Origin of the sequence: Acinetobacter johnsonii, from assembly GCF_048551975.1 — a bacterium.
Classification (GTDB): domain Bacteria; phylum Pseudomonadota; class Gammaproteobacteria; order Pseudomonadales; family Moraxellaceae; genus Acinetobacter; species Acinetobacter johnsonii_A.
In genome coordinates, this window is sequence record NZ_JBIMCF010000058.1 from 1 (window position 1) to 2,998 (window position 2,998).

Here is a 2,998-nt window from a genome sequence, read left to right on the forward strand (position 1 = left end):
AAAGAACGAAATCTAAATCCTGTGCTTGACTTGGAAATGTCTGTATAGGACATTTCTATTTGGTTATTAGGTAGGACATTTCTACTTGGGAATAACAGAGAGCTACCAGCTCTCGTTTTTTGTTATGGAAACTGCTAAAATTCAAATACGCCATTGACGTATAAAGAGTCCATGTTATTTATTGAAACCAGCATCTTTACCAAGCAAATTAAAGACCTTGTATCTGATGAGGAATATCGTCAACTTCAGCAAGATCTTTTGGTACAGCCTGATAGAGGTGACCTAATCAAGAATGGCGGTGGTATTCGCAAAGTACGTTGTGCTCAAGGTAACAAAGGGAAAAGTGGTGGGATACGGGTGATTTATTATTGGGTCACCGAGGATGATCAGATCTTTTTCTTAGTGGCTTATCCAAAATCAGTAAAAGATAATTTAACAGATAAGGAAACCGCCATTCTGCGCCAACTCGTGAAGGAGCAATTTCATGGATAACAACTTATTTGATGACTTGGTTGCTTCAATCAAAGAAGCTGGAGCTATCAAACGTAAAGAAGTTAAAGCAAGCCGAGTTACAGAACTCGAATTGCCTGATATTAAAGAAGTACGTGAAAAAACTGGCTTGAGCCAAAATGAATTTGCTGCACGTCTACATATTAGCCCCCGTACCCTGCAAAATTGGGAACAGGGACGACGCTATCCAACTGGACCAGCAGCTACATTGATTCGAATTTTAGATGCTCACCCAAGCCTTATTTGAAAAAATTACTTAAAAAATGGGAGCTTAAGGCTCCCATTTTTATTTCGTATAAGGTGTATTATGTTAATTTTAGGAAAACTTAAAATTAATAATTAATTCTGATTTCAATTTCATTAAGTTATAGAATATGCCAATTTCCTGATTTACTACACTTTTTTCATGCAATTTAGATACGATATAAATGGACTACGAGCAATTGCTGTTCTTGCCGTAGTCCTTTTTCACTTTAATCCACAATGGCTACCAGGTGGATTTGCAGGGGTTGATGTTTTCTTTGTTATTTCTGGCTTTTTAATGACATCGATTATTTTTAGTGGTGTAGAAAAAAAGACCTTTAATTTATTCAAATTTTATAACGCCAGAGCAAATAGAATCATCCCTGTATTAGCTGCAATGTCAGCTGTTTTACTCGTATTTGGTTGGTTCTATTTAATCCCTAGTGACTATCGTGACTTAGGACGACAAGTTGAGAAAAGTTCTTTATTTATATCAAATCTTTTATTTGCAAAAGGTGGTGGTTATTTTGATACAGCAGAGCATACAAAGTGGTTACTACATACATGGTCACTATCTGTTGAATGGCAATTTTATATCTTCTTCCCAATTCTTATTCTCATTCTAAAAAAATATTTCAGTTTTACAAATCTAAAACGTGTTGTTATAGGATTATTTCTAGCGAGTTTTATTTACTGTATTTATGCAACTTACAAAGACAGTAAGACTGCTTACTTCTTACTTACAAGCCGAGCATGGGAGATGTTACTCGGTGGATTGGCGTTTTTATATCCTTGGTCACTTCAAAGTAAGATAAAGCAAATTACAATTCAATCATTAGGTATTGTACTTATTGTTGCTTCATATTTCTTAATGTCAAAAGATACATTATGGCCTGGTTATATGGCACTAATACCTGTCTTTGGTGCATATTTAATTATCGTAAGTAACTTCCAAAATAATTTCATCATCAATAACATAGTTTTTAACTATGTCGGAAAATGGTCTTATTCCATCTATGTATGGCATTGGCCTTTAGTAGTTTTTGGATTCTACTTTGCATTTGAAGATTGGTGGATCTATGGCATTCCTCTTTCTATCTTGCTCGGATTTTTAAGCTATCAATTAATTGAAAAGATTAATTTTTCAAGATATTTATATTGGAAAGAGCTCTATAAGGTTAAACCCTTTTATATATTTTTAGTTATTTTAGTATGTGGCTATATTATAAAAAAAACTGACGGAATGGAATTTCGTGTTTCAGAAAAAATTACCACTATTTTAAATGAAGTTAACAATGATTTTCCTCAAAGATGTGAATCCGTATTCGCTTCTGAAAAATTTGAAACATGCATAATTGGAAACAAAGACAATATTAAAGCTATTATTCTTGGGGATAGTCATGCGGATGCTATTGCATCATCTATAACTAGTATTTTGAATTTAAGTAAAGATGGTGTTATATATGCTGCTAGGTCTGGCTGCCCTTATATCTTAAATGCAAGATTTAATGAAGATATTTCATTTTGTACTAAAATAAATGAAGATCGTCATCAATATTTGAAGCAACATACAAATACTCCTATTTTCATTGTAAATAGATACTTAGAAAGAATGGAAGGTGAAAACAATATTGATAGAGATAATTCACAAATTATTTATTTTAGTGATAAAAAAATCACAAAGAAGGAAAAATACCTTGAATTTCAAGATAATTTTGAAAAATCAATTTGTGATATCTCTCCAATTTCACCAGTGTATATAGTTTCTACAATTCCAGAAATGGGGATTAATATTCCTCCTTTAATGGCTAAACAAATGATGATTCTTAATAAAATATTAGATAATTCTATCTCATATTCTCAATATCAAAATAGATCATCTCAAATGAATAAACTTTTAGAAGATGTGGCACAAAAATGCAATGCTAAAATTCTAGCCCCTTCAAAATTTTTGTGCCAACAAGGAAAGTGTATTTCTGAATATAAAGGCCGCTCTATTTACCGTGATGGAGATCACCTAAGCGAGTATGGAAATAAACTTCTTACACCAATGTTTGAAGAAGTTCTAAATTAAACTATACATAAAAGATTAAATGAGTTTATTAAAAAAAAATAAACTCATTTAACATAAAATTTCTTATACGAAACGGTAATCCTCCCATAAATAACCGAAGTTAAAAGTAGAGGTTAAGCAGCCATTAGAGGTGGCCTTCCTTTGTTTGCTTGGTGTGGTCTTTCATAGTTG

3 protein-coding genes are annotated in these 2,998 nt (G+C 32.4%); all 3 read left to right on the plus strand.

Going from position 1 to position 2,998, the window contains the following annotated elements; translation table 11 throughout:
* Positions 1-171 precede the first annotated feature (171 nt).
* The 3 genes from ACG9ZB_RS16520 to ACG9ZB_RS16530 all read left to right on the plus strand — a co-directional run bounded on the left by ACG9ZB_RS16520 (position 172) and on the right by ACG9ZB_RS16530 (position 2,827).
* Positions 172-492, plus strand: coding sequence for a type II toxin-antitoxin system RelE/ParE family toxin (locus ACG9ZB_RS16520; protein WP_039253786.1), 321 nt, complete (start codon positions 172-174; stop codon positions 490-492).
* Positions 485-757: a NadS family protein gene (gene nadS, locus ACG9ZB_RS16525; RefSeq protein ID WP_000369781.1), complete on the plus strand. Its 273-nt coding sequence runs from the start codon at positions 485-487 to the stop codon at positions 755-757. Before ACG9ZB_RS16520 ends, nadS begins: the two co-directional genes overlap by 8 nt.
* A 159-nt stretch (positions 758-916) precedes the next feature.
* Positions 917-2,827 carry an acyltransferase family protein gene (locus tag ACG9ZB_RS16530; protein WP_419326787.1) on the plus strand — a complete coding sequence of 637 codons (1,911 nt, stop codon included), beginning with the start codon at positions 917-919 and terminating at the stop codon, positions 2,825-2,827.
* Positions 2,828-2,998: the final 171 nt, after the last annotated feature.